The sequence below is a fragment of the Desulfuromonas sp. genome, from assembly GCF_002868845.1.
In the GTDB taxonomy this organism is placed as follows: Bacteria; Desulfobacterota; Desulfuromonadia; order Desulfuromonadales; family BM501; genus BM501.
This window is the reverse complement of record NZ_PKUB01000013.1, coordinates 36,346-62,332: the sequence shown is the minus strand read 5'-3', so window position 1 is coordinate 62,332 and position 25,987 is coordinate 36,346. Positions and strand designations below refer to the sequence as shown.

At 64.2% G+C, this 25,987-nt stretch carries 16 protein-coding genes and 3 pseudogenes; 11 read left to right on the top strand and 8 right to left on the bottom strand.

Annotation, left to right across the window (positions count from 1 at the left end):
- Positions 1 to 111 precede the first annotated feature (111 nt).
- From C0617_RS03210 to C0617_RS03195, 4 genes are all read left to right on the top strand, one after another.
- Positions 112 to 558, top strand: coding sequence for a SprT-like domain-containing protein (locus tag C0617_RS03210; RefSeq protein WP_291315577.1), 447 nt, complete (start codon positions 112 to 114; stop codon positions 556 to 558).
- Positions 559 to 748: 190 nt separating this feature from the next.
- Positions 749 to 5,563 (top strand): PKD domain-containing protein, encoded by a 4,815-nt coding sequence (locus tag C0617_RS03205; RefSeq protein WP_291315576.1) that lies wholly within the window; start codon positions 749 to 751, stop codon positions 5,561 to 5,563.
- Between the two features lie 340 nt (positions 5,564 to 5,903).
- Complete coding sequence (locus tag C0617_RS03200; RefSeq protein WP_291315575.1) at positions 5,904 to 7,514, top strand: AMP-binding protein; 1,611 nt, start codon at positions 5,904 to 5,906, stop codon at positions 7,512 to 7,514.
- A 96-nt stretch (positions 7,515 to 7,610) separates the two neighbouring features.
- Complete coding sequence (locus tag C0617_RS03195) at positions 7,611 to 7,769, top strand: hypothetical protein (RefSeq protein WP_291315574.1); 159 nt, start codon at positions 7,611 to 7,613, stop codon at positions 7,767 to 7,769.
- A gap of 89 nt (positions 7,770 to 7,858) precedes the next feature.
- Here the strand turns inward: C0617_RS03195 and C0617_RS03190 are convergent, their stop codons facing one another.
- Positions 7,859 to 9,262: an outer membrane protein transport protein gene (locus C0617_RS03190; protein WP_291315573.1), complete on the bottom strand. Its 1,404-nt coding sequence runs from the start codon at positions 9,260 to 9,262 to the stop codon at positions 7,859 to 7,861.
- Positions 9,263 to 9,456: 194 nt separating this feature from the next.
- Here C0617_RS03190 and pabB point away from each other — a divergent pair.
- The 3 genes and pseudogenes from pabB to C0617_RS03175 all read left to right on the top strand — a co-directional run bounded on the left by pabB (position 9,457) and on the right by C0617_RS03175 (position 12,438).
- A pseudogene (gene pabB, locus C0617_RS03185) lies at positions 9,457 to 11,199 on the top strand (aminodeoxychorismate synthase component I).
- A gap of 176 nt (positions 11,200 to 11,375) precedes the next feature.
- On the top strand, positions 11,376 to 11,597 hold the full coding sequence (locus C0617_RS03180) for a hypothetical protein (RefSeq protein WP_291315572.1): 222 nt from the start codon (positions 11,376 to 11,378) through the stop codon (positions 11,595 to 11,597).
- Positions 11,598 to 11,847: 250 nt separating this feature from the next.
- Entirely contained in the window at positions 11,848 to 12,438 is a 591-nt protein-coding gene (locus C0617_RS03175; RefSeq protein WP_291315571.1) for a nitroreductase family protein, read from the top strand.
- A gap of 95 nt (positions 12,439 to 12,533) precedes the next feature.
- Here C0617_RS03175 and C0617_RS03170 read toward each other — a convergent pair whose 3' ends face one another.
- Together C0617_RS03170 and C0617_RS03165 are read right to left on the bottom strand one after the other, a co-directional pair.
- Entirely contained in the window at positions 12,534 to 13,400 is an 867-nt protein-coding gene (locus C0617_RS03170; RefSeq protein ID WP_291315570.1) for a chemotaxis protein CheX, read from the bottom strand.
- 48 nt (positions 13,401 to 13,448) lie between these two features.
- Complete coding sequence (locus tag C0617_RS03165) at positions 13,449 to 13,808, bottom strand: response regulator (RefSeq protein ID WP_291315569.1); 360 nt, start codon at positions 13,806 to 13,808, stop codon at positions 13,449 to 13,451.
- Positions 13,809 to 13,990: 182 nt separating this feature from the next.
- Here C0617_RS03165 and C0617_RS03160 point away from each other — a divergent pair, with 182 nt between their 5' ends.
- The gene (locus C0617_RS03160; protein WP_291315568.1) at positions 13,991 to 14,311 is read left to right on the top strand and encodes a cytochrome b5 domain-containing protein; all 321 of its coding nucleotides are present in this window, start codon (positions 13,991 to 13,993) and stop codon (positions 14,309 to 14,311) included.
- On the opposite strand, the gene C0617_RS03155 is transcribed toward C0617_RS03160, so the two are convergent.
- From C0617_RS03155 to C0617_RS03135, 5 genes and pseudogenes are all read right to left on the bottom strand, one after another.
- Complete coding sequence (locus C0617_RS03155; RefSeq protein ID WP_291315567.1) at positions 14,286 to 15,464, bottom strand: PAS domain-containing sensor histidine kinase; 1,179 nt, start codon at positions 15,462 to 15,464, stop codon at positions 14,286 to 14,288. The two genes, C0617_RS03160 and C0617_RS03155, sit on opposite strands and share 26 nt — an antisense overlap.
- Before the next feature lie 83 nt (positions 15,465 to 15,547).
- Positions 15,548 to 16,633: a mechanosensitive ion channel domain-containing protein gene (locus C0617_RS03150; RefSeq protein ID WP_291315566.1), complete on the bottom strand. Its 1,086-nt coding sequence runs from the start codon at positions 16,631 to 16,633 to the stop codon at positions 15,548 to 15,550.
- Between the two features lie 57 nt (positions 16,634 to 16,690).
- A complete protein-coding gene (locus tag C0617_RS03145; protein ID WP_291315565.1) occupies positions 16,691 to 17,320 on the bottom strand; it encodes a hypothetical protein in 630 nt (209 codons plus the stop codon).
- Positions 17,321 to 17,454: 134 nt separating this feature from the next.
- Positions 17,455 to 18,796: pseudogene (locus tag C0617_RS03140) on the bottom strand (bifunctional aconitate hydratase 2/2-methylisocitrate dehydratase); the annotation flags it as partial.
- 1 nt (position 18,797) lies between these two features.
- A pseudogene (locus C0617_RS03135) lies at positions 18,798 to 19,997 on the bottom strand (aconitate hydratase B); the annotation flags it as partial.
- A gap of 334 nt (positions 19,998 to 20,331) precedes the next feature.
- Between C0617_RS03135 and C0617_RS03130 the strand changes: the two are divergent.
- The 3 genes from C0617_RS03130 (at position 20,332) to C0617_RS03120 (ending at position 25,941) form a co-directional block, all read left to right on the top strand.
- Positions 20,332 to 22,272: a type II/IV secretion system protein gene (locus tag C0617_RS03130; protein ID WP_291315564.1), complete on the top strand. Its 1,941-nt coding sequence runs from the start codon at positions 20,332 to 20,334 to the stop codon at positions 22,270 to 22,272.
- 2 nt (positions 22,273 to 22,274) lie between these two features.
- Positions 22,275 to 23,126 carry an HDOD domain-containing protein gene (locus tag C0617_RS03125; RefSeq protein WP_291315563.1) on the top strand — a complete coding sequence of 284 codons (852 nt, stop codon included), beginning with the start codon at positions 22,275 to 22,277 and terminating at the stop codon, positions 23,124 to 23,126.
- A gap of 457 nt (positions 23,127 to 23,583) precedes the next feature.
- A complete protein-coding gene (locus tag C0617_RS03120) occupies positions 23,584 to 25,941 on the top strand; it encodes a DNA internalization-related competence protein ComEC/Rec2 (RefSeq protein WP_291315562.1) in 2,358 nt (785 codons plus the stop codon).
- Positions 25,942 to 25,987: the final 46 nt, after the last annotated feature.

The following is a 25,987-nucleotide window of genomic DNA, read 5'->3' as shown; positions in this document are numbered from 1 at the left end:
GACAGGCCTGCCCCACTCCAAGGATCAACGAACGTGCCAGACCACTCCACAGTCCGACTCCTCGCCGAAAAACTCCGCCTCTGGCCCCAGCTAACGATAGGGGTTCGCTCGATGCTGCCCACCGGAGAGGCCGCGGTCCTGCTCGAACGCCTCGCCGGCATCCCGGTACGGCGCAGCCGCGCAACCCGCACCCTCGGGGCCTACGTCTCCCGGGGGGCCGAGGCGGTCTGCATCCGCCTCCAGTTCACCCAGGAGCCGGACATCCTGCTCAACACCTTTCTCCACGAATTGGCCCACGCCTGCGACCACCTCGCCGACCCGGCCGGCCGGCGCCACCGCAGGCCCCACGGACCGCGGTGGCGGGCCTGGGCCACGGCTCTCGGAGTCGACTTCTCCTGCCGTGGGCGCAGCGAGGCACTGGCCGCCCTGCATCGAAAGCGACTCAAAGTCGTTGCCGTCTGCCGCCGCTGCGGCACGGAGATCCGCCGGACCCGGCGCCTTCCCCGCGGCCGGAGCTACCTGCACCCCGCCTGCGGGGGCCAACTCCTTCCTGTTTAAACGCAGCCCCCGGATTCCCCTTTCCAGCCTCCCGCGACACGCCCCCGTACATTAAAATCATCTTTCAATATTTATCACATTGAAATTCGTTTTATATTTCCCTATAATCCTCCCGGAAATAGCGTGGACCTATTTGTCTGAATTGTTAATTAATTAATTCGGGCGCACTGCACATGCCAAGGAGGGAATCATGAAAGGCAAACTCTACCTGCTGGTATCCATTTTCGTTTTCCTTGTCTGCCTGTCGCCACCTGCCGGTGCGAATGATGCCAAGTCCCATTCTGCAGGGGCCGATCACATTCTCATTGTTCTCAAAAGCGAATCTCCCGGGCAGATGGCAGTAGCCCGGAAAGCCCTCCAGAAGGCGGGAGTACGCATCCGCAGCACCTATCCGCCGAGTGTCCTTATCGGCAGCACATCGTCCCAGATCATACCAGGGCTTGCAGAGCTGCCTTTTGTAGAAGTGGTCTCCATTGGCCCCCTGGAACCCGGGTCGTTTCTCCACCGTGACGACTCGGTCAGGGACGCGGTCCGCTCCTGGAATCAACGCAAGGCCCAACCGGGCCGCAAACCATGGACCGGCCCCTTTGATGAGCTTCCCCCCTTCCGTGACACCGTTCATCCCCCCTCTCGAGAGGGTCTTTCCAAGGCCCAAAGAAAGCAACTCGACCACGACTACCTGGAAAATCGCCGCAGTAAAAGTCAGAAACCTGCCGGGGATGCTGCGGAGGGCAGCCCAACAGACGCCGTAATCGAAACCCTATCTCCGGATTCGAGCCTCAGCATGGCGCCGGGCGATGAACCGGCCCTCGACTTCGGCACCGCCCTGGGGGCCGGTTACGCGGACACAAGCCTCTTCATGGCAGGGGACGTGGCCGTCGGCTTCTTCTTCGTTCCCGGCGACGACGGGGACTGGGACAAGGCCGCCATCGATCCCGCATTCGACCTGAACACCGCGGCCCTCGAGCAATTCATAGAAGACCAGCCGAACGCAGGCCTCTCCTTCACCTTCGTCAAAGAAGTCAGCAAATCCGGCAAGCCCAACGCCGCGCCTGCCGACCTCAATGCCTACGTCAACGACCTGCGCAACCTTTACCAAACCGACTGGGCCTATGCGGTCCTCGTCAGAAACGGTCCGGGGAGAGCGTATGCGACTCTGGGCGGCCCTTCGACCACGATCTTCAACGCGGATTTCAGGGGCGGCGCCGCCCTGCGCCATGAAACCATGCACATTTTCAACGCCCTCGACCAGTACTGCCCCGACGCATGCCGAAGCCCTATCGAACGCGAAGGGTACCTGAACGTGATCAATGCCAACGCCCAGACCAATGATGGCAACGGTTATTTCTGGGGAGCCGGCGAAGGGCTTCCGGACATCATGATCTCCACTTACGAAACGATCGGTCCCTACAGTGGCGGTCAGATCGGCTGGCGGGACAGCGACGGGGACGGGATTCTCGACCCCCTCGACACCGTTCCGGAGACGGCCGTTCTTGGGTACACCGGGACGGAGACCTTCACCTTTACCGGCGTGGCCACCGACCGGGCCCTGGCCAGCAGAAATCTCTTCATATCGGACGTCACCCTCAACACCATCACCGCAGTGGAATACCGCATCAACGGCGGCCCCTGGATCCCTGCCCAACCGGTCGACGGGATTTTCGACTGGGGGGAGGAAGAGTTCACCTTCACCACCCCTCCCCTGCCGAACGGCCTCTACGCCATCGAGACCCGGGGGACCAACTCGGTCGGCAACCGGGAAGAGGCGCTGAATCCCACCGATCTCGTCGTAACGGACAGCACGGTGCCCGACGCTCCGCCCTTGCCGGGACTGACCGTGTCCCCAACGGAAGGAAGTTCCGAAAGCCTTTTCACCTTCGACGCCTCCTCCAGCCTCGACATCGAGGACGGCGCCTCTTCACTCGAGGCCCGCTGGGATTTCGAAGACGACGGAACCTGGGACACCCCTTTCGCCCCCTCGCTGGAAACCACCCGCTCAGGTCTCGCCCCGGGCAGCTACACCGTCCGGGTCGAACTGCGCGACAGGCTGGGCGCCATTCAAAGCACTGCAAGAGACTATTCTGTTTCAGCATCGAATCTGCCGCCGCAGGCCCGTTTCACCGTCACCCCGGAAAACCAGCACGGCCCCTCGGAAACCCTCGTCATCCAACTCGACGCAGGCACCGTCTCCGATGCCGAAGACCTGGCGGGCGAGTTGCAGGTCCGCTGGGACTTCGACGACGACGGAACCTGGGACACCCCTTATGCCGCCGAAAAGGCCCTGGCCCATGCCTATGCCCTGCCCAAAGGGCTCGCCCTGCCGGACAGCATTGTCGACACCCCGGGGGAGGCGCGAAAGATCGAGGTGGTCGGCAGCTATGCCTACGTGGCCGGCGGTTCCGGAGGCCTTCAGGTCCTCCACATCGAAGATCGAGCCAACCCGTCCGTGGTGGGCAGCCTGGCCCTGACAGGATCCGCCTATGACCTCCAGGCAGTCGGCAATCATCTTTTCGTTGCCAGCTCCGGAGGAGGGTTTCAGATCATTGACATCACCTTCCCCGCGACGCCGACCCTGGTGAACGTCCTCTCCCCGCCAAGCTCGCCCCTCTCCCTTAACGTGGCTGGCAACTATGCCTACCTGGCAGCAGGCAGCTCCGGCCTCCAGGTGGTGGACGTCAGCACCCCCTCCAGCCCGGTTCTGATCGGCGCCGCCGCCACCCCCGGTTATGCCAGCGGGGTTGCCGTCTCCGGCAATTTCGCCTATGTCGCCGACAACTTCGGTGGAGTGCAGGTTTTCAATGTCACCAACCCTGCCCAACCCCTCCTCGTCGCCTCCTACGCCACCGGCGGGACCGCCCTAGAGGTAAAGGTCGTCAACAACCTTCTCTATGTGAGCGCCTACGATGCCGGCCTCCAGATTCTCGACATCACCGACCCGGCCAACCCGGCCCCCTTCGGAGCACTCGACACGACAGAAACGATTCGCAGTCTGGCAATTTCCGGGGATTACGGCTACCTCGCCGCGTCCGATTGGGGCGTCCTCGCGGTCGATCTGAGCGACCCCGCCCAGCCGACTACGATCGGCACCTACCAAAATTCGGGCCTGGCCATACATGTCGCCGTGGACGGCAGCACCCTTTTCTTAGCCGACTATCAGGACGGCGTCCGCCTCGCCGACCTGACACTTCCTCTCCCCCTGACATCCCTGGACCGGACCTTTTCCCACACGGTTCGCATGGAGGTGCGCGACAGCGCCGGGCAGACGGCCCAGGCGACCCGAGACATCTGGGCCGTTTCCTACAACAACCCGCCACAAAACGACCTGCTGGACGTCTCCGAGAAAGAGGTCATGTTCACCGAACTGGCGGGCACTTACAATACCCCCGGGACAGCCTACGGGGTCGACCTGTCGGGGAACCTCGCTTACGTGGCCGACGGCACCGGCGGTCTGCAGATTCTGGACACCTCCAATCCCTCCCAACTTGCCCTGGTGGGCCAGATTCCGACCTCGACCCCCGCCCACGACGTCCAGGTCTCCGGATCCCTGGCCTATCTCGCCGCCGATGCCGGCGGCCTCCTCGTCATGGACGTATCTGATCCGACCCAACCCGCCCAGGTCGCCTTCGCAGACACCCCCGGTTCCGCCGAAGGGATTCACGTTGTCGGCAACTTCGCCTACGTGGCAGATGCCATGGAGGGACTGCAGATCATCGACATCTCCGACCCCTTCTCCCCGGTTCTGGTCGGCGGCGTCGACACCCCGGCCTATACCCTGAGCGTCTTCGTCTCGGGCACTTATGCCTATGTCTCCGATTTCGGCGGCGGCATTCAGATCGTCGACGTGACGGATCCGGCAGCCCCGTTCATAGCCGCCAACTACGCCACCCCAAGCTACGCCGACGAACTGGTTATTTCCGATGGGCTCGCCTACGTGGCCGAGCGTTACGACGGTCTTGAAATTCTGGACCTCTCCGACCCCCTTCAACCTGTTTCGCTCGGCAGCTTCGACACCCTCGGTGCGGCCATAGGGGTCGATGTCGCTGATGGCTTCGCTTATGTGGCGGACTACGGTCAGGGCCTGCAGATCATCGATGTAACCGATCCGGGCAACCCGGTCCTTAAAGGCAGTCTTTTCTTGCCCAATTACGCCAGGAATGCCCGGGCCAATGGCCAGAGCGTCTATGTCGCCAATGACGAAGTCGGCCTTTTGTCGGTTATTTCCCGCCCCGGAATCGAGTTGACCGCAACAGCCTACGTAAACGACCCGGACCAGTTCACCACCTGGGATGGAACTCTTGAATACCGCTGGGACTTCGACGCGGACGGAATTTGGGATACCCTGTTCAGCGGCACCGCCGAGGCGCTCATCACCCTTCAGGGAGATGAGCAAGCCCCGATATCGATCGTGTGCGAAGCAAGTGACCGGTTCAACGCCGCAACGACCCTGGCCGCCGAGTACCAACCCCCGCCCCCGGTCAACACGCCGCCGGTTGCCATGGCCAACGGTCCCTACACGGGGTCCATCCAGGCCCCGGTGTTTCTTTCCGGTGCGGGCAGCTACGATGTGAACGGGGACCCACTGACCTACCTTTGGGACTTCGGCGACGGCGCCACGGCGACGGAACAGGACCCCAGTCACAGCTACACGGCGGCAGGAGTCTACACCGTGGTTCTGACCGTCACCGACCCGACTGGGGCATCGGCCGCTGACACCACCTCTGTCACCATCGATGAGGGCAGCGTCAACGTCCCGCCGGTCGCCGATGCAGGATCGGACCGGACCGTGCTGGTTAGACAGGAGACAACCTTTGACGGATCCGCATCGTACGACCCCGACGGCACCCTGGTCAGCTTTCAGTGGGATTTCGGTGACGGCGCCGCCGATACGGGCGCGACGGTCGTTCACAAGTACAAAAAAACCGGCACGTACACCCTCACCTTGACGGTGACCGACGATGCCAATGAACAGGCACAGAACAGCGCGGTCATCACAGTCGTAAAGTAAGTTATCCATACCAACCGACCATGCCGGGCCGCTTCCCTCTGGAAGCGGCCCTTTTTTATTGTTTTCGAAGAGCTGGAGGCGTTGCCAAAAATAGATTTTCGCAATCCCTCCCTGATCCCATCAATGGGGGGGCATCCCACCGACACATGTAAACCCAAGGCAGGTCAAGAGCAGGTTTCAGAGCATTCTCCGGTAAACCTTCCCGTCTCCCAAAAGGTCCGGCGGGCCACACTCAGGCCGCCCTGTTCCAAGATGCAAATTTTCCCTTGCGCCCCCCAACAACAGTCATTAGGATTTAACATTCCTGTCCCTTCCCTGTGTCGTTTGGAGAATCTCCACGATGAACAACGTCGTCGAACTCATTGAGAAAAGCTGCGCCGCCTACGCCTCCAAGGCCGCCTTCCGCCACAAGGCCAAGGGAGTCTGGCAGGACACCACCTATGAAACCCTCGGGCGCGACTCCGACGGGGTCGCCTCGGGGCTGCAAAAGGCCGGATTCAAGCCAGGCTCCCATGCGGCCATCCTCGCCCTCGCCTCCCCGCGCTGGGTGGCCGCCTTCTTCGGCATCCAGAAAGCCGGGGGGGTCGTCATCCCCATCGACAAGGAACTCAAGGCGGCGGAACTGCGCCACGTACTGGTCGACTGTGAGGCCAGGGTTCTGTTCACCGAGGACGCGTTCCTCGACACCCTGCTGGAGATCAAGGAGGACCTGCCCAGGCTGGAGAAGATCGTCCTTCTCGACCGGCAGGTCACCCGGCACGGGGTCTCCCCCGATGTCGCCCGGGCCATCGACCTGCTCGTCACCGAGTGGCGGGCCATGGTGGAAAGTCTTGAACTGCCCCCGGACGAAACCGCCCGCCTGGAGAAACTGGCCAACGAGGCCCACCGCCTTCTGACCGGCGCTCCCGAAGAGAAGAAAAAGGGACAGCGCGGCTTCAAAGAGATGTTTTCGCCCCTTGCCGCCCTGCACCGCCGCCTGTTCCAGACCGGGGAACTGATCAGCCTGCAGGAACTCCGGCAGGACGAACCCCCCTCCCCCGCCCCCCGCAAAAGGGACGACACCGCCGTCATCCTTTACACCTCGGGAACGACCGGGCGCTCCAAGGGGGCCATGCTCAGCCACCACAACATCGTCTCCAACGTGCGGGCCTCGGTGGGCCACTTCGGCCTCGACAGTTCCATCCACACCCTCTCTTTTCTTCCCATCAACCATGTCTTCGAACTGGTGCTCGGCATCCACCTCCCCCTCTACCTCGGCGGCACCGTCTCCTTCGCCGAGTCGCTGAAGAAACTCGGGGACAACCTCGCCGAGGTCAAGCCGACTTTTCTCCTCGGGGTGCCGGCGGTCTACCGTCTCCTGCTCGGCCGCATCATGAGGGGGATCGGCGAGAAACCCCTCGCCAGGACACTCTTTTCCCTCCCCCTGACCCGCCCGGTCATTGCCCGAAAGGTCCGAAGGGCCCTCGGAGAGGGGACCATTTTCATCAGCGGCGGGGCGGCCCTCGACCCGGAAATCGCAAAGGGTCTCCAGGCATTGGGGATCGCCATCTACCAGGGGTACGGCATCACCGAAACCTCGCCGGTGATCACCGCCGAATCCCCGGGGCGCACACGCCTGGGCAGCGTCGGAAGGGCCCTGGAGGGTGTGGAGGTAAAGATCGAGGCCCCGAACGAGGCCGGCGAAGGGGAAATCGTGGTGCGCGGCCCCGGCGTCATGCAGGGGTACTACAAGAATCCCCAGGCCACCGAGGAGGTTCTCCAGAACGGCTGGTACCGCACCGGCGACCTGGGCCGCATCGACCCCGACGGCGTCCTCTCCATCTGCGGCCGGGTCAAGAACCTCATCGTTACCGCCAACGGCAAGAACGTCTATCCCGAAGAGGTGGAGAACGAACTGCTCAAGAGCCCTTTCGTCGCCGAGGCGATGGTCTACGGGCACAAAGTGGACTGAGTCGCCGAGGAAGTCCACGCCATCATCTACCCCGACCAGGAGGCCCTCGACGATCACGCCCGGCAGAAGAGGCTGGCCCGCCTGTCCCAGCAGGACGTGGAGGCCCTCATCCGGGCCGAGGTGCTGACCTGCGGCCGGAACCTCGCCGATTACAAGCGGATCCGGCGTTTCACCCTGCGCGAGGACGAATTCCCCAAGACCACCACCCGCAAGATCAAGCGCTTCGTTGTGGAGGCGGACATCCCGGCCGCCTGACCGGGTCCGGTTCCACCCCTGCCCCCCTGGAAACGCCAAAGCCCCGGCCGATCGGCCGGGGCTTTGGATTGTACCGGACAGAAAATCTCTTAGAACCGGTAGCTGACCTCGATGCTGGCGATGTCGACGGAATTCTCGAATTCGCCGACCAGAGTCCCCCGCCCCTCGTCCTCGGTGCCGGGAGTCGCGGTCTTGTTGATCCTGGAATTGTCGACGAAGAGGTGGGCATAGCCGAAGTCAAAGCCGAAGTTGTCGATTTTGTAGCCTGCGCCGACGGCGATCCAGAGACGGTCCTCGCCCGGGATGCGCGGGGTGCGGTGCTCGGCGTCGGGGATCGGGGTCTCGTCATAGGCGAGGCCGGCGCGAAGTTCGAGCTGCTCATCGGGATTGAAGGTGGTGCCGACCGAGTAGCGGAAATTGTCGTCCCAATTTTCAGTCGTCACGCTCGGCTGGCTGGCCAGGGAACCGTCGAACTCGATGACGAGCTTCTCGAAAGAACTCCACTCGGTCCAGGTGACGTCGGCCATTGCGGCCCACTCGGCATTGAACCGGTGGTAGTAGCTCAGCGAAGCGCTGGCCGGAAGGTCGATCTCCCCCCCCGCGCCCTGGTCCTGGAAGACGCTGGCGGCCACCCCGGCCAGGATCGGATCCTGGGAAGCGAGATAGGCGCTCGGGATATCGAAATCGGCTTCCCCCTCCAGTTCATGGGAGACCTGGGAGCGATAGGCCAGGCCGATCCGGGAGTGGTCGCAGACCTCGTAGAGAGCCCCCAGGTTGAAGCCGTAGCTCCAGTCATCGGCCTCGATGTCCGAGAAGATGTCCGCCTCGCGGTTGGACACCGTCGGCAGGATCGAGCCGGCGATGGGGTTGAGGGTCGAGAAGAGGGGGTGGGATGGGTCGGAGGCGGCCCCTGCGGCGAAGAGGCCGTAGTCGACCATCTGGGATAGTTTGGCGTCGATGTACTGGGCGCTGACACCGAAACCGAGGCTCAATTGATCGGTCGCCTTGTAGGCGACCGAGGGATTGATGTTGACGGTCTTGACGTCTGACTCCACGGCGTGATAGCGCCCCACCCAGCCTTTATTGTACTCGGTGGCCAGACCGAAGGGGGCGTTGACCCCGACACCGAAGACCCAACCGTTGGCCGGGTTGAAGGTGTAGTAGAGGTTGGGAGCGACACCGGTCACGCCGGCGCCCCCTCCCTCGTTCCCGGACAAGGGAGCGCCGAGGGCGTTGGTCGCCGAGTCCTTGTCGAACTTGGCCTTGGGAGCGATGATGTGGACCGCGCCCAGGGCCTGCTGGCCCTCCAGCCGGGTCATGCCGGCAGGGTTGAAAAATACCGTACTCGGGTCGTCGGCCACCGCGGCGCCGCCGGCAAAGGCGTTGCCGAGCCCTTTCACCCCCTGCTCGATAAGGGCAAACCCAGCACCGAAAGCAGACCCCGTCCAGACCAGAAGCGCCAGGGCCGTTACCGCAACAATTCGTGTCACCATGAAAAGTCTCCTGTCTCCGAATAGAAAAAGCGCCGGCCGTTGAGGCCAGCCAAATTAAATTATTCCGAGTCTAGCGTCAAAGCCGCTCCCGTTCAACCGGAAAAACTTGTTAAGGATGCCGGATCTGTTGACGGCCACCTGGAACCGGACTAGAATCCCGCGAACCCCTTGCCGGCCTTTCGCCCCTGGAGCCCATGCAGCACACCGCCATTATCCGAGATGCCGCCACCGGGAAGTGGCTGCGTTTCTCCCGGCCCCGCCAGATTCTTGTCGCAGAGCGCACCGTAGATGTCCTTCCGGCCCTGCGCAGGGTCGAGGCCGCCGTTGACGAAGAGGGTCTATGGGCCGCCGGGTTTCTGGCCTACGAGGCCGCCCCGGCCTTCGACCGTGCCCTGCGGGTCCGCCCCGCCGGTCCGGCGCCCCTGCTCTGGTTCGGGCTCTTCGATCCGCCCGAGGAGGTGTCCCCGCCGAGCACCCCGCAACTCCGGGAACAGCTTTCCTGGAGCCCGGCTCTGGACCGTCCCGCCTACGACCGGGCCATAGCCCGCATCCGTCAGCTCATCGCCGACGGCGACACCTACCAGGTCAACTTCACCTTCCCTCTGAGGGCCCCCTTCCGCGGAGAGGCCGAGGCCCTCTTCTGGCACTTGGCCCTCTCTGCACAGGCTCCCTACGCCGCCTTCCTGGACACAGGGCCCTTCGCCGTCTGCTCCGCCTCGCCGGAGCTCTTCTTCCGCCTCGAAGGCCGGGAGATGACCTGCCGGCCGATGAAGGGGACCGCCCCCCGCGGCCGCACCCCGACCGAGGACGAGCAGGTCCGCGAGCGCCTCCTCGCCTCGGCCAAGGACCGGGCCGAAAACCTGATGATCGTCGACATGCTGCGCAACGACCTGGGCCGGGTCGCCGCGACCGGCAGCGTGGTCGTCCCCGAACTGTTCCGCGCCGAACGCTACCCGACGGTGTGGCAACTGACCTCCACCGTCACCGCCCGCAGCGACGCTTCCCTCTGCGAGATCATGGCCGCCCTCTTTCCCTGCGCCTCCATCACCGGGGCGCCCAAGGCCCGCACCATGGAGATCATCGCCGAGCTCGAGCGCTTTCCCCGCCAGGCCTATACCGGCACCCTCGGCTACTTCGCCCCGGGCCGCCGGGCCCAGTTCAACGTCGCGATCCGCACCGTCCTCGTCGACCGCGCCGCGAAACAGGCCGAGTTCGGCGTCGGGGGGGGCGTCACCTGGAGCTCCGACAGCGCCGGGGAGTATGCCGAGTGCCTGGTCAAGGCCCGCCTGCTCGGCGGCAAACCGGTCGATTTCGAACTGCTCGAAACCCTCCTCTGGGACCCGGCGAAGGGGTTCTTCCTTCTGAACGAACATATGAAGAGGCTTGCAGATTCGGCCCTTTACTTCGGCTTCCCCTTCGACCCGGGGGAGGCCTCTGCCCGGCTTCGGAAAACGGCCGAAGCCCTCCCCCCCGTCCCTCACAAAGTGCGCCTGCGGACCGAACGGCGCGGCGGCCTCACGATAGAGCACGCCCCCCTGGAACCCGCCGAAAAGCATCCGCTGCGCCTCGCCCTCGCTGCCGAACCGGTCGATCCGAACGAGCCCCTCCTGTACCACAAGACCACCCGTCGGCAACTCTACGAAGCGGCCCGGACCGCACGCCCCGAGGAGGACGAGGTCTTGCTCTGGAACACTCGGGGGGAGGTCACCGAGGGGTGCAACTTCAACCTCGTGGTGAGATACCGGTGACGATTGCTGACCCCGCCGGTCGACAGCGGCCTCCTTCCGGGCACCTACCGGTGCTGGTTGCTGAGAAAGGGTACGCTCCGGGAGGAAACAGTGACCGTGGAGATGCTTCGCGAGTGCGAACAGATCTGGCTGATCAATTCTGTTCGCAAGTGGCGGAAAGCCGTCCTGGCAGACGAGCCAGTTTCATGAAAGCTAATTGCCATTGACCGGGGAGGCGAAGGGGTTTAAACTGCGCTTCATACAGCCGGTTGGGGGAGAAAGTCCGTCTCCCGTTACGCGGAAAGAAGGCCGCCGGCCCCGGAAATCCCGCACCCCATAGAAAATTCGGGAATAACGGTTTGAAAATGGACACGGAAAAACGATTCATGTTCTCGCTCGGCTGCGGCATCGTGCTCAGTTTCATTGGCGCCCTGTCCGAGTCGAAAACGATCCTGGTTGTGGGATACCTCTGCATCCTGCCGTCGCTGGCGGTGATATTCCTGGCCATTTATGAGATTATCATCGAGACCCTGAACGACATCTTTTCCCTGTACAAACCCCAAGACATGAAGACCTTCGACGAGAAGCCATCGACGACTCAGAGCTGACAAGCCCCCCCCTCTCGTCCCTCCTGCCCGCACAAGCGACCCTTCAGGCCATCCCGCAGTCTTCCTTTCCGGTCCCCTGCCTGCCCTGATTCTTCCCCCAGAACGCCTTTGATTTTTTTGTTGGACACCTCTCCGTTCATGAGGTAATTAAGAAACAGGGTGACGAACCCCCGCACCGGTGCGCCCCGGCAATCCTGTCTCACCCCTTGGCGCTTCGGTGGCCCGACAGCCCGCAGTTCGGAGAGATCGCATGAGCGCCCCTATTCAGAACACCCGCAGAACCGAGTCCGAGGTGGACAGCATCTTCCCCGATCGGTGGTCGCCCCGGGCCCTGAGCCCCGCCCCGATCCCCGAAGAACAGTTGCGCATGCTGTTCGAGGCGGCCCGCTGGGCGCCATCCTGCTACAACGAACAGCCCTGGCACTTCGTCTACGCCACCTCGGCGGAGGGCCGGGCGCACCTCGGCGAGGCCCTTGTGGAGAAGAACCGGCAGTGGGCCCTGCAGGCGCCGCTGCTGATGTTCATCCTCGCCCGGCGCACCTTCGCCCGGGGAGGCAAGCCGAACCGGCACGCCCCCTTCGACGCGGGGGCGGCCTGGATGTCGCTGGCCATCCAGGCCCGGCGCCTCGGCCTTTACGCCCACGCCATGGCCGGGTTCTCTGTGCCGAAGGCCTTCCAGGTCCTCGGCGTGGCCGAGCAGGATTACGAGATCATGGCCGCCGTCGCGGTGGGCCGGAGAGCCGACCCGACGACCCTCCCCAAAGACCTGCGGGAGATGGAGAGCCCCAACGACCGCAAACCCCTCTCCGAAGTGGCCGCGGAGTTCCGGCCCGGGGACTAGACTCCCTTGGCCGGCCCCGCTGCCGGGCCGCACCAATAAAAAAGCGGGGCCCGCTGTGGGGCCCCGCTTTGTCGTCTGTGATTTCCCGCCTCTGTCTAGCCGCGAATGAAGAGAGCCATTTCGGCCCGCTCCCCTTCGGCCACATGGATATGGAAGAGCAGCCCGGACTGGCCGGGTTTGGCGGTGACGGGTCCGCCCTTTGCCTCGATCAGCTCGGGAGGCCGGATATCCATCTGAAAACCCATCTGGGCGGCCTTGGCCACGGCGTTGCCGCAGACGATGTTGACGAACTCCATCACCGTGTCGTCGAGCACCTCCTGCGGCTCTGCCGAAACGTCCGCCTCCTGCAGAATGGCCCGAGCGATCTGGGCCTGGACCCCGGAGGAGATCGAAAGGAGGTAGCGGGCCTGCAGCGCCCCGGTGAAGTCCATGGCGACCACCACCCCGTGGGACTGAAGCGACGAGGTCACCGAACACGGGCCGGGGCGGTGCTCGAGGTTGACGACCCGGGTCAGCATCTTGTAGGTCAGGTCGGCCACCATGGCCCAAGTTTCGGCGTTCGCCAGCCCCTCTGGGACGATGGTCCGCCGCTCCAGGAAGGGCGCCTGGTCCTTGCGGAACTCGTCCAGGTAGCGGATCAGGTCGTGCCGCGCCAGAGCGCCGATCTTGACCAGCGCCTCGCCGATGTAAAGATGGCTGTTCTTCTGCCGGGTCAGCACCTGCTGGAGCTGCTCCGGAGTGATGATTCCCAGCTTGACCGCCATGTCGCCGAAACGCAGGTCCTCGCTGCGCTGAGCCAGATGGACCCGCTCCACGTCGGAATCGGTCATCAGCTTCATCGAAAGGGCCATCTCTCCGAAGCGCAGATTGGTCTTCTCCTGCAGTTCGATGGCCTGCAGGATCTGCTCCCTGCCGACGGTTCCCCGCTCGACCAGGAACTGCCCGAAAAACTTGACTGCCATTGTCCCTCCCCTGAATAAATCGATACAGCGCTCCGTGCCGGCAACGGGCTAGGCGGCGCGCAGAGCCTCCAGAACTACGTCCTTGTCAAAAGGCTTGGAGACGACGTTGCGCGCTCCGAATTTGAGAGCCTCGGTGAACTTGTCGCCGACCCCGCCGAGGGAGGTCACCATGATCACCTTGACCTCCTTGTCCACGGCGACCATGGTACGCAACGCGGTCAGGCCGCACATCACCGGCATGTTCATGTCCATGCAGATAATGTCAGGTTTTTCACTGCGGTGTAGCTTGAGAGCCTCGGCCCCGTTGCGGGCCTGGGCGATCACCTCGAACTCCCCCGTGCTGCTAACGATCTTTTCCAGCTGGCGGGCGACGGTGATGCTGTCGTCAACGATCAGCACCTTTTTCATAGATACATCCTCCTCGATTTTAAACGCCGACGAACCGGGCCGAAGGGCCATTGGCTTGCGCCGGGCGTCGAGACTGCTAGTATTGTCACTTAATCGGATATTTCCGGCAAAAACTTTAACTAAAACGACCATCCCGTGCTCCGGCTCCACCAAAGGCGGGACGGACAAAAGACAGGGGACGAATGACCCTCAAAGAACTGGCCCGGCACGACGGCAGGGATGGGCGCAAAGCCTATGTAGCGGTCAACGGCAAGGTCTACGACTTCACCGACAGCCCCCTGTGGCAGGCGGGAAGCCACCAGGGGGAGCACCGGGCCGGCTGCGACCTGAGCGAAGCCCTGTGGAAAGCCCCTCACGTGCGGTCGGTGGTGGAGCGCTACCCGGTCGTCGGAAAGCTGGAGCAGGAACCCGCACCGGCCCGGGGCGGGAGCGGCACCGTCAAGCTGGCCCTGGCCGCGCTGGCAATCATCCTGGTCGTTACGGTTCTTCTTTTGACGCGCTAGAATCCTTCGCCGGCTGGAAACTTCGTGGAAAGGAGGCGACGAAGGTTGTCCCCCCCGAGGCTGAGCTGGAGAAGGAGACCTTTCCCCCGAGGTACTCGCTCAGCAGCCGCATGCCGTAGGTCCCAAGGCCGCGATCCCGCCCCTTTGTGGAGAAGTTGCGCCGAAAAATCTGGACCTGGTCTGCCATGGGGATGACGCCTGGATTGGCCACCCGGAAGCTGACTCCGTCCCCCTCCTCCGACCAGCCGGCCCGCACCGTCTCGCCCTCCCCGCTTGCCTCGAGGGCGTTCTTGAGCATGTTGCCGAGGACCCGTCCCAGCAGGGTCGGGTCGCTGTGCAGCACGACCTCTTCCCCCCCCGCCTCCAGGACCAGTTGCCTCCCTTTTGCCGCATCGTGCCTGCGATAGATATCTACGATCTGTTGGAGAAAGCGCCCGGCCTCCAGAGGCTCCGGCCGCACCTCCAGGTCCCGGCTCTCGACGGCCGAGAGCACCCGCTGCCCCTCGATCTCACCGATGGTCTGCTGGGCGGCCGCGTGGATCAGGCCATAAATCTCCTGCCGATCCTCGGGTTCATAATCACGCAGGATTTCGGCAAACCCCCGAATGCTCCCCACCACGTTGAGAACGTCATGATAAAAAATCCGTTCCAGAGCCTGCCGACGCTTCTGCTGGCTGATGTCGCTTGCGGCGAAGATGGTGAAGCGCTCGCCGCCGAACTCGAGGGGTGTCGCCGAGACGAGAAGGCTGAGCGCCTCGGTCTTCAGGCCCGAAGTGCGAAGGATGCTGCACTCCCGAACCTGGCCCTCGCCTTCCAGGCTGGCCAGGATAGCCAGCACCGCGCCGCAGGTCCGGCACCCCTCGCCGGTGCCGCAGCCGTCCACCGCCTCCTCGACAAGCTCGCAGCCGAGCACCTCGCCGGGGCGCAGTCCGAGCACCAGGGCCTCCTCATCCATACCGACCAGTTTCAGCAGGTGCCGATTGGCGAAAACGACCTGCCGCTGGGCATTGAGAACCATCAGGATGTTCGGCACGGAATCGAGGAGTTGCGCGGTGATGGTGTCCTGAGAGAAGTGGTCGCTCTGCCGCTTCAGCAAGGCCTCGGGCGCGCGTTCGGCGGGTGCGAATCGTGTGGAGAGGGGCTTTTTGGACATGGACGGCCTCGAACAGGATAGAGCTTGGATTCATTGGAAGCCTAGCACGTTTCCGCCCGTGGCGACAGAACCAAATGCCGTCCTCAGGCCGGGGACTGCATGGGCTCCGCTCCCGCCAGCTCCGCACGCACCCGGGGCAGGCTCTCCGGGTACTCCCGCTGCAAAAAGGCGAGCATCTTCTCCCGAACCTCGCAGCGCAGGTCCCAGGCCAGCGAGGCGTCGACCGCGCTCACCAGGCAGCGCAGCTCCATGGAGCGCTCGGAGGCGTTCGTCACCTGCAGCCCGCAGACCTTGCCGTCCCAGGCGTCGGACTCCTCGACTATCCGGCGAAGCTCCTCCCGGACGGCATCGACCGGGACGGTGTAATCGGTGTAGAGAAAGACCGTCCCGAGGATGTCGGCCGAGACCCGGGTCCAGTTCTGGAAGGGTTTTTCGAGGAAATAGGTGATGGGCAGGACCAGGCGGCGCAGGTCCCAGACACGCACCACGACGTAGGTGAGGGTGATCTCCTCGATGCGCCCCCACTCCCCCTCGACGATGACCACGTCGTCGAGCCGGATCGGCTGGGTCGCGGCGATCTGGATGCCCGCCAGCAGGGTGGCGATGCTGCGCTGGGCGGCGAAGCCGACGATGATCCCGGCGATTCCCGCAGAGGCGAGGATGCTGAAACCGACCTGGCGCACCTTCTCGAAGGTCATCAGCATCGACGCGCCGGCGACGATGAAAATGACCACCAGGGCGACCTTGACCAGCACGTTGACCTGGGTGTGCACCGCCCGGGCCTTGAGGTTGTCCCGGACCTTCATGTCGAAACGGATCAGCACCAGGTCCCGCAGGGCGAAGACGGTCCCGGCCAGCAGCCAGGCGATGCCCCCGATCAGGGCGATGCTGAAGAGATTGCGGAAAATACCGAGGAAACCGGGGGGCAGTCTCAGGGCGGGGGCGACGAGGAGAATCCCGAGCAGGGGCAGCAGCAGGCTGGCCGGACCCTGCCAGCGCCGCACCAGGGTGTTGTCGAGGGCGGTGTCGGAGCGGGCCGCGAAGCGCCCGAGAACCCGGAAGAGAAAGTAGTATAGGACCCACCCCGCCGCGACTGCCGCAAAGATCAACCCGAAGGACTCCAGCAGCGCACCCCAACCGCCCCCGCCCAACGCCGACTGCACTGCCATGGCTCACCTCCCTGATTGTTTACGCTCGGCGGCAAACGCATCCGCCCCCCCCCGGTTTTACCGATCCCGAAGCAGCAGGCCTCCCCGGTACCAAAGCCAGAAGCCGCCCATCTGCACCACGTGGTACAGGTCGTTGTGGTTGAAATGCAGATGCAGGTCCGGCCCTTTCATCTGGATGGCGGCCGCGCCGAATGAAACCAGGATCCCGCCGACCACCCACAGCGCCCCCGGCACACTCCTGCGCGCCGCCCCCCACCCCATCAGGATCAGCACCAGGAGGAGCGCCGGGGCGTAGTCGTAAATGACGTAGCGAAAGGCGTCGTGCCCGGCCATCCAGACCGCGTAAAAGACGAACTTGGCAAGAGCCAGGGCGATCAGCAGCGCCCGCCCCGCCCCGCGCGCCGCCGCATAGGAGGAGGCGCTGACGAGGAGCAGGCTCGCCAGCCCCACCGAATAGACGGTGACCTTCCAGAGCCCTCCCTGCAGAGGCCCCAGCTGATCGGTGAAGCCGTGCACGACTCCTCCGGCGGCGGCGGCCAGCGCCGAGGCGACGAAGGCCGCGCCCCACAGAAGGACGGAGCGCTGCCCGCCATCGCGGGCCTCCCGGAAGAGGCGTGCGGCGAACCAGAGAACCAGCGCGGCGAGAAGGAGATCGGTGGCAAGGGTCATCGGCTCGTGGATGGTCATGCGTTTCTCCCTGAAACATTCTCAATACTAACCGTCCCGCCTCAAAGGGCAAACGTCCTCTCGGGCAGGGTGGTTGAAAAAAAAGGCCGCTTCCGAAGAAGCGGCCATGTATTTTCATTCCACTGCAATCCGTCCTACTTGTAGCCGTCCATCTCGTCGAACTGCAGGTACTGGTAGATCTCGTCCTTCTTCGGCGCGACCTTCTCCTTGTACACGGCGAGGTACTCGGCCGGGGTGGGGAGCTTGCCCATGTTGCTGGTCACCGCGCCGAGCTCGGCGGAGCCGAGGTAGACCTTGGCGCCGTTGCCGATGCGGTCGTCGAAGTTACGGGTCGAGGTGGAGAACATGTTCACCGCGTCGGGCACGCGGGCCTGGTTGCCCATGCAGAGGGAGCAGCCGGCCATCTCGATGCGGGCGCCCATGGCGCTGTAGACCGAGAAGAGGGCCTCTTCCTTGAGCTTGACCTGGTCCATGCGGGTCGGGGGGCAGATCCAGGTGCGGACGGCCGGGTTGAACTTCTGGCCGCGCCAGATCTCGGCGGCGGCGCGGAAGTGACCGATGTTGGTCATGCAGGAGCCGAGGAAGATGTCCTGGATCGGGGTTCCCTGCACGTCGCTGAGGAGCTTGACGTCGTCGGGATCGTTGGGGCAGGCGAGGATCGGCTCGGTGATCTCGGCCAGGTCGATCTCGATGACCGCGGCGTACTCGGCGTTGGCGTCGGCCTCGAGCAGCTTGGGATCTTTCAGCCACTCGTTGACGGCGTCGATGCGGTTCTGCAGGGTCTGGGGATCCTGGTAGCCCTCTTCGATCATCTTCTTCATCAGGGCGACGTTGGAGCGCAGGTAGGTGCAGACGCTCTCTTCGCTGAGCTTGATGCAGCCTGCGGCGGCGGAGCGCTCGGCGGCGGCGTCGGTCAGCTCGAAGGCCTGCTCGACGGAGAGGTCGGGAAGCCCTTCCATCTCCAGGATGCGGCCGTTGAAGATGTTGACCTTGTTCTTCTTCGGAACGGTCAGCAGGCCCTGCTTGATGGCCCAGTAGGGGATGGCGTTGACGGCGTCACGCAGGGTGATCCCTTCGTTGAGCTCGCCCTTGAAGCGGACCAGCACCGACTCGGGCATGTCGAGGGGCATGAAGCCGAGGGCGCCGCCGAAAGCCACGAGGCCGGAGCCGGCGGGGAAGCTGATGCCGATGGGGAAGCGGGTGTGGCTGTCGCCGCCGGTGCCGACGGTGTCGGGCACGAGCAGGCGGTTCAGCCAGCTGTGGATGACGCCGTCGCCGGGACGCAGGGGCACGCCGGCGCGATCGGCGATGAACTTGGGCAGGTTGGCGTGCATCTTCACGTCAGCCGGCTTGGGGTAGGCCGCGGTGTGGCAGAAGGACTGCATGAACATCGGCGACTTGAAGCGCAGGCAGGCCAGCTCCTTGATCTCGTCGGCGGTCATGGGGCCGGTGGTGTCCTGGGAGCCGACGGTGGTCNGACGGTGGTCATCTTCGGCTCGCAGGCGGTGCCGGGGAGAACGCCTTCGACGCCGCAGGCGCGGCCGACCATCTTCTGAGCCTGGGTGTAACCCTGACCCGCCTTGGGGGTGGGGTTGTCCGGGGTGGCGAAGATCTCGGGCTCACCCTTGCCGAGGGACGTGCAGGCCTCGGTGGTGAGGGAGCGGCCGATGATCAGGGGGATACGGCCGCCGGCCTGGAACTCGTCGGGGACGGTGTTCGGCTTGATGTCGAAGGTCGAGACGACTTCGCCGGCCGCGTTGGTCACCTCGCCCTTGGCGGTGTTGATGGTGATCACGTCGCCCATGTTCATCTTGGTGACGTCCATGCGCAGGGGCAGAGCGCCGGAGTCCTGGGCGGTGTTGAAGAAGATCGGGGCGATGACGCTGCCGATGATCACGCCGCCGCGGCGCTTGTTGGGAACGGCGGGGATGTCGTCGCCGATGTACCAGAGGACGCTGTTGCAGGCCGACTTGCGGGAGGAGCCGGTGCCGACCACGTCGCCGACGAAGGCAACCTGGTGACCTTCGGCGCGCCACTTGGCGATCTCCTCGATGCCGCCGGGGAAGCGGGTCTTGCCCATGGCCAGGGCGTGCAGCGGGATGTCGGGGCGGCTCCAGGCGTCGCCGGCCGGGGAGAAGTCGTCGGTGTTGATCTCGCCTTCGACCTTGAAGACCTTGACGGTGATCGTCTCGGGCATCTCGGGCTTGCTGGTGAACCACTCGGCGGCGGCCCAGCTCTCGGCGACTTTCTTGGCGGCGGCGTTGCTCTTTGCCAGCTCGAGCACCTGCGCGGCGGCGTCGTAGACGTAGGTCAGGCCGGAGAGGGCGCAGGCGGCCTCGTCGGCCAGTTCGGCGTCGGAGAGGGCGGCGATCAGGGGCTGCACGTTGTAGCCGCCGATCATGGTGCCGAGGATCTGCACCGCTTTTTTCTTGTCGAACAGGGGGGTGCTCTTGGTCCCCTTCAGAACCTCGGCCAGGAACGCGGCCTTGACCTCGGCGGCGGGGTCGACGCCGGGGCTGACCCGCTCGGTGAAGAGGTTCATCAGGAACTCTTCCTTGCCGGCGGGGGGGCTCTGAAGCAGTTCGCAAAGGTCGGCGGTCTGCTCGGGATTCAGCGGCAGCGCCGGGATGCCCTGGGCGTTGCGCTCCTCTTCGTGTCTCAGATAGGCTTCGATCATTTTCTCTCCTCCAGGAAAATTTTGCGGCAGAGGCGTCTGACGCCCATGCCGCACCTTTATGGTATCCGGTATACCAGAACTCCGGAAATCAAATTTGCATACTGTATACAGTTTTACCCGCCCCTTGTCAACGCCCTAGTCGGCCTCCCGGACCGTCAACCCGAAGGTGTTGAAGGGCCGTCCCCCCCCTCCCGCCATAGCACTATTTTAGACTGTCCTTCTTTTTCCCTAAAGAAAAACCACCCTCCGTCCGAAGAAGAGTTCAGGGCATCCGTGGACACTCCGGGAATGCACCTCCATAAATGTTATTCCATTCGGAAGGGCCCCGATACCGATGGTCGAATCGAACACAGCGCCAAAGGACGTCTCCCCCCCCGAGACTGCCTCTGCCCCTAAAGCTCCCCCCTCCAAAAAGCATCCCGGCGGCGTCATCGCCGAACTGCTCCAGCGGGAGGGCATGCTCAGCGATGAGCAACTCCAATATGCCCGCAGGGTGCAATCCAAAATGGCCGTCGCCAAGCCCCTGGTCCACATTCTCATGGGGCTCGGCTACACGACCAACGATCAGCTCCAGCAGGCCCTGCGAAAAAACCGCATCCAGCTCCGCATCGGAGACCTCCTGGTGGAACTGGGACATCTCCGGGAGAGCGACCTGTCTGCGGCCCTCTCCATGCAGCGCGATCAGGAAGAGGGGAAAAAGCTCGGTGACATCCTGGTGGAGAAGCACTTCATCGAGGAGGAGAAGCTCTGCCAGATCCTCAGCTACCAGTTGGGGATGCCGGTCCTGCAGCCGAGCCTGGCTGAAATAGACCGCAAGCTGATCGCCAAGGTGTCCCCAAAGTGGCTCAAGGAGCAGGACTTCCTCCCCATCCGCGAAGACGGCAAAGAGGTCATCGTGGTCTTTGCCGACCCCCTTGACCGAAAGGAGCGGGAGACCGCCCTGCAGGTCTTCGGGCCGCGCATCAAGCCGGCCATTTCAACCCGCAAGGCGATCCGGGAGACCATCGACCTGCTCCAGCGCGGCAGCCTGCGCTCGGCCGAAGCGGCCTATGACGAAAGCACCGTCATCTGCATCATCAACACCCTGGTCGAGGCGGCCCTGCGAGAGGGCATCAGCGACATCCACGTCGAGCCGATGCGTGACCGGCTGCGCATCCGATTCCGGCGCGACGGGGTGCTGGTCCACTACAAGGATCTCAACCGCGACCTGTGCTCTCCCATCAGCACCCGGCTCAAGGTTCTGGCAAAAGCCGACATCGCCGAGAAAAGGCGCCACCAGGACGGCCGGTTCCTGTACGAGAGCCCGATCACGGGCGAGCCTCTCGACCTGCGTGCCTCCTTCTACGTCACCATCCACGGCGAGAAGATCGTCCTGCGCCTGTTGCGCCAGAAGGAGACCCTGCTGAGCCTGGACGATCTCGGCATGCCCCCCAAGACCATGGAGCGCTACCAGGAGAGGACCCTCGACTTTCCCAGCGGCATCCTCATCATCACCGGCCCCACCGGTTCGGGAAAGACCACCACCCTCTACGGCAGCGTCAACTACCTGAACGACCCCGAGACCAGCATCGTCACCGCCGAGGATCCGGTCGAATACCAGGTGGACGGCATCTCTCAGTGCTCCATCAATCCGAAAATCGGGCTGACCTTCGAAGAGACCCTGCGCCACATCGTGCGCCAGGACCCTGACATCATCGTCCTGGGCGAGGTGCGCGACGCCTTTTCGGCGGAGACGGCCATTCAGGCCGCACTCACCGGCCACAAGGTGCTGACAACCTTCCACACCGAAGACTCCATCGGGGCCCTTCTGCGCCTGATGAACATGGACATTCAGCCCTTCCTCATCGCCTCCACGATCATCGGGGTCCTGGCCCAGCGCCTGCTGCGCAAGGTCTGCCCGCAGTGCTCCGAGCCCTACCAGCCGACCATGAGCGAATTGCGCCGCATCGGCTATCGCCAGGAAGACCTGGCGGGATGCAATTTCCGCATCGGCAAAGGCTGTTCGGCCTGCGCCTTTACCGGGAACCGGGGGCGGATCGGGGCCTTCGAACTGCTGATTCTCAACGAGCCTGTCAGGGATGCCGTCCTGCAGAGAAAGCCCTCCTCGGAAATCCGCCGCCTCAGCATTGAGACCAGCGGACTGGTCAGCCTGTTTGAAGACGGCCTGGTCAAGGCCGCCGAGGGCCAGGTCTCCCTGCAGGACGTGCTGCGCCTTCTGCCCCGGATCAACGAGCCCCGTCCCCTTAACGAGATCAAGCGACTGTTAGGAATGTAGACATGACTCAAAGCAAATCCCTGATGGACATTTTCGAAGAGCGGCTGGTCTCCGAACAACTGAACCTGCCGATCTTTCATCGCGTCGCCCTGGAACTGCAGCAGATGGTCGCCCGCGATGACTTCGACATCGAGCAGGCCACCCGGCTCATCGCCGAAGACCAGGCCCTGGCAAGCCGACTGCTGCGGGAAGCCAACTCGAGCTTTTACAGCGGACTCAAGAAGGCCGTCACCCTGCGCGACGCAGTGGTCCGCCTCGGCACCAGAGAGGCCGCCAACCTGGTGATGCTCGAAACCCAGAAGAAGACCTACCGCTCCGAGATCCCCCTCATCCAGGGCTACATGGAGGAGCTGTGGCGCCACGCCCTGGGCTGCGCCAAGGCTGCTCAGTGGCTGGCCATGAAGACAGGATCCGCGGAACTCAAAGCCGAGGCTTTCCTCGGCGGCCTTATGCACGACATCGGCAAGCTTTTCCTGCTCAAGGTCCTGGAGGAGGTGGCGACCACCGAGCCGGCGACGCCCCTTTCCGACGCGCTTGTCACTGAGATTCTCGACAACCTCCACATCGAGCACGGGACCCGGCTCATGAGCCACTGGAACATGCCCGAGATTTACACCGACGTGATCCAGAACCATCAGGCCGAGGCGTTCGACACCAATAACGTGCTGCTTACCATCGTGCGACTTGCCAATCGGGCCTGTCACAAAATGGGTCTGGGACTGTGCCACGATCCGGAGATCATTCTGGGGGCCTGCTCCGAGGCCCAGATTCTCACCAGCAACGAGATCCTCCTCGCCGAACTGGAAATCATGCTCGAAGACACCTTCATGGCGGATGAGGCCGTCAACGCCTGAGACCGCCCCTTCGCTGATCCGGACCCGGCCCGGACTGCCGGCCCACCTGTGACATATTCTGTCGCACCCCTCCCGTATCCTTCCCTCACCACAACAGGGGAGGTGATCGTGTTCGAATTCTTCATGCTCGTCGGTTTTCTTGGTGCAGGACTCAGTCGCCTGCTTCCTCCGTCCGAACAAAAACGCTCGAAGCGGACCCCGCGAACCCGCCCCGGGGCCCGTCCCCCCACCCTCAAAGAGGCCGGGCGCAGAAACCGCCAACAGTGCAGCGCTCACCCGGCAAAGGCTTGGCAAGCTTCTTAGCTTGTGCTAATCTGCCTCAGGAATCAGCTTTTCCGGGAGGCGGACAATGGCCCAGACATACCCCTGCCGGGCGTACCGGGGAGCCCCTCATGACCCCTTTCAGGCCCCGGTCCTCGGCGGCAAGCCGGGATGCGTCCCGGCCTTCCCCTGAACCATGGGCCTTCCGGCCCTGTTGCTCGCCCTGGCTCTCGGCCTGGCCTGCGCTCCCTATCTTCAGACCCCGCCTCCCTGGTTCGTCCCCCCCCTGTTGGCACTCACCTGGTACCTGGCGCGCAGACGCCCCCTGTCCCTTCTGCTCCTTTCGGCCCTCCTCTGGACCCTGGGAGCCTCTCTTTACCACCTCCACCTCGACCCTCCTTCCGGTACGGGCCACGTAAGGGCCTTCATCAACCCGGAGAAGCTGACCCTCCAGGCCCGGGTACTCCGGATCTCCCAGCGGCCCGGGGAGCGCTGGAGCGCAGACCTGGAGGCGGACCGGGTCATCTTCGACGGTATCGCCGCCCCGGTCCGGGGCCGGATTCGTCTCTACGTCGACACGGGCCCCCGGCATGCCAGCCCGGGCGACGTGGTCCGGCTTCGCACACGCCTGCGGGCCCCAAGGCTTTTCGGCACCCCCGGCGAATTCGATTTCCCCCGGCATCTCGCCCGCCAGGGCATCTTCGCAACCGCCTTCGTCCCCACCGGCGAGGAGGTCGTCTCCCTCGGACCGGCCCCTGACGGAGGGTTCGGCCTGAAACTGGAGCGACAACGCTCCGAAATCGGCGCTTTCATCGCCCGAAGCGTGAACCCCGGTACGGCTCCGCTGGTCAAGGCCCTGGTCCTCGGCGACAAGGGCGGCATATCCCCGGCCCAAAGGGACCTGCTGGCCCGGGCCGGTCTCTCCCACCTCTTCGCCATATCGGGGCTGCATCTCGGCCTGATCGCCCTTCTCCTTTATGTCACGGCCCGGGCCCTGTACCGCCGATCGACAGGCCTGCTGCTTCGGTGGCCGCCCGGGCGGGTTCTCCCCGCCCTCCTGGCCCCCGCCCTGCTGGCCTACCTGCTCCTGAGCGGGGGAGCCCTCGCCACCCGCCGGGCCTTTCTGATGGGCCTGGCAGGTGCGTTGCTGCTGCTCTGGTCGCGCCGCACCCCGCCCGTGAAGATGCTCGCCGCGACCGCCTTCGGATTCCTGCTTCTCGACCCCCTGGCCCTCTTCGAGCCGGCCTGGCAGCTCTCCTTCGCCGGGGTCCTGGGCATACTCTCTCTCCTGCCCCGCTGGCGCCTTTGGACCGCCCCCCTCCCTTCGCCCCTGCGCCCGCCGCTTCTTCTGTTCATGAGCACGGCGGCGGCCACCGTGGCCACCGCCCCGATCGTCCTCTGGCACTTTCACATGGCCGCTCCGGCGGGCCTGCTCTCAAATCTGGCGGCCGTCCCGGCGGTCGGTTTCGCGGCCGTTCCGATCGGCCTGGCAGGAGCCCTTCTCCTGCCCTGGTGGCCCGACGGAGCGGCGGCGCTCTTCCGGGGCTGCGCCTTGACGATCGATGCCGTCCTCGCCGCAGCCGAGCGAATCGTAAACCTTCCAGGCCTTGGCGGGTGGGTCCACTATCCCTCCCCCGGCGAAACAGCCGCCCTCCTCTTATTAACCGGCGCCCTGCTCATGCCGTCTCCGGGTCCCCGGGGCTGGCCGGCTCGTTGGATGCTGTCCCTTGCGGCGGCGATCCTTCTCTGGCCGGGCGGCCAGAGCGACGCCTTGCGAGTCACGGCCCTGGGCGTCGGCCAGGGCGACGCATTCCTGCTTTCCCATGGAGGCCAAACCCATTACCTGGTGGACGGCGGCGGTCTCTACAGCGACACCTTCGACGTGGGCCAGCGCCTCGTGGCGCCAGCCCTGGGCCGTTCCGGCATCCATGCCCTGAAGGCAGTCGTCCTCACCCACGACCATCCCGACCATCGCAAAGGTTTTATTCATATTCTGGAGCACTTTCCGGTCGGGGAGTTCTGGTCGCCTCTTCCGGTTTCGGACCTCCACCCTTCCCTGCAGTACGCGCTGGCCGATCGTAAGATCCCCGCCCGCTGCCTGCCCCCGGGATGGACCACTCTGGAACGAACGGACTTGACGACCAACGCCATTTTCGTCCCCGAGCAGAGCGGAAAGGATCTCAACGACCGCTCCCTGGTCGTGTATTGCCGGAAGGGAGCGGACGGCGTACTCCTGACCGGCGACCTGGAGACGAAAGGGGTCGCCCAGCTGCTGGGCGCGCCGCCGCCCGGACCGGTCACTCTGCTCAAACTTCCCCACCACGGCAGCCGCGGCTCCTCGCCCCAACTCCTGGTGAAACGTTTCAGTCCCGATCTGGCCTTCGTGTCGGTCGGCGCCGGCAACCCCCATGGGCTGCCCCACCGGACGGTGGTCGATTACCTGCGGCAACGAAGAGTCCCCCTTCACCGAACCGACCAGGACGGAAGCCTGAGGTTCACCACAGAGGGGAAGGGTTGGAAGGCCGAGCACTGGGTCAGGGGGCTTTTCCGTTGACAGAACCACGGGATCTTGCTAGGTTTTAATCTTCTCACGAGGTGGA

Coding starts and splice junctions, on each gene's coding strand:
- C0617_RS03210 (WP_291315577.1), top strand. CDS start 112: ATGCTGCCCACCGGAGAGGCCGCGGTCCTGCTCGAACGCCTCGCCGGC.
- C0617_RS03205 (WP_291315576.1), top strand. CDS start 749: ATGAAAGGCAAACTCTACCTGCTGGTATCCATTTTCGTTTTCCTTGTC.
- C0617_RS03200 (WP_291315575.1), top strand. CDS start 5,904: ATGAACAACGTCGTCGAACTCATTGAGAAAAGCTGCGCCGCCTACGCC.
- C0617_RS03190 (WP_291315573.1), bottom strand. CDS start 9,262: ATGGTGACACGAATTGTTGCGGTAACGGCCCTGGCGCTTCTGGTCTGG.
- C0617_RS03180 (WP_291315572.1), top strand. CDS start 11,376: ATGTTCTCGCTCGGCTGCGGCATCGTGCTCAGTTTCATTGGCGCCCTG.
- C0617_RS03175 (WP_291315571.1), top strand. CDS start 11,848: ATGAGCGCCCCTATTCAGAACACCCGCAGAACCGAGTCCGAGGTGGAC.
- C0617_RS03170 (WP_291315570.1), bottom strand. CDS start 13,400: ATGGCAGTCAAGTTTTTCGGGCAGTTCCTGGTCGAGCGGGGAACCGTC.
- C0617_RS03165 (WP_291315569.1), bottom strand. CDS start 13,808: ATGAAAAAGGTGCTGATCGTTGACGACAGCATCACCGTCGCCCGCCAG.
- C0617_RS03160 (WP_291315568.1), top strand. CDS start 13,991: ATGACCCTCAAAGAACTGGCCCGGCACGACGGCAGGGATGGGCGCAAA.
- C0617_RS03155 (WP_291315567.1), bottom strand. CDS start 15,464: ATGTCCAAAAAGCCCCTCTCCACACGATTCGCACCCGCCGAACGCGCG.
- C0617_RS03150 (WP_291315566.1), bottom strand. CDS start 16,633: ATGGCAGTGCAGTCGGCGTTGGGCGGGGGCGGTTGGGGTGCGCTGCTG.
- C0617_RS03145 (WP_291315565.1), bottom strand. CDS start 17,320: ATGACCATCCACGAGCCGATGACCCTTGCCACCGATCTCCTTCTCGCC.
- C0617_RS03130 (WP_291315564.1), top strand. CDS start 20,332: ATGGTCGAATCGAACACAGCGCCAAAGGACGTCTCCCCCCCCGAGACT.
- C0617_RS03125 (WP_291315563.1), top strand. CDS start 22,275: ATGACTCAAAGCAAATCCCTGATGGACATTTTCGAAGAGCGGCTGGTC.
- C0617_RS03120 (WP_291315562.1), top strand. CDS start 23,584: ATGGGCCTTCCGGCCCTGTTGCTCGCCCTGGCTCTCGGCCTGGCCTGC.